Origin of the sequence: Methylobacterium sp. Leaf89 (assembly GCF_001422215.1) — a bacterium.
Classification (GTDB): domain Bacteria; phylum Pseudomonadota; class Alphaproteobacteria; order Rhizobiales; family Beijerinckiaceae; genus Methylobacterium.
Genome location: NZ_LMML01000032.1, coordinates 1 through 217 on the forward strand (window position 1 = coordinate 1; position 217 = coordinate 217).

Consider the following 217-nt stretch of genomic DNA (forward strand, 5'->3'; position numbering starts at 1 on the left):
CAGCGCCAGCACGGCGTCGTGGCCGATCGCCTTGTCGCCGTTGTCCAGCGCCACCTTGGCCGAACCCTTGGTGATCGGGATGTCGTCGCCGGGGAAGTCGTACTTGGAGAGGAGCTCGCGCACCTCCATCTCGACGAGCTCGAGGAGCTCGGCGTCGTCGACGAGGTCGACCTTGTTCAGGAACACCACCAGCGCCGGAACGCCGACCTGGCGGGCC

At 67.7% G+C, this 217-nt stretch carries 1 protein-coding gene; it reads right to left on the minus strand.

The features are described from left to right. Nucleotides 1-217: GTP-binding protein (locus ASF18_RS22270; RefSeq protein ID WP_244472813.1), on the minus strand; the 217-nt coding region annotated here is incomplete at both ends.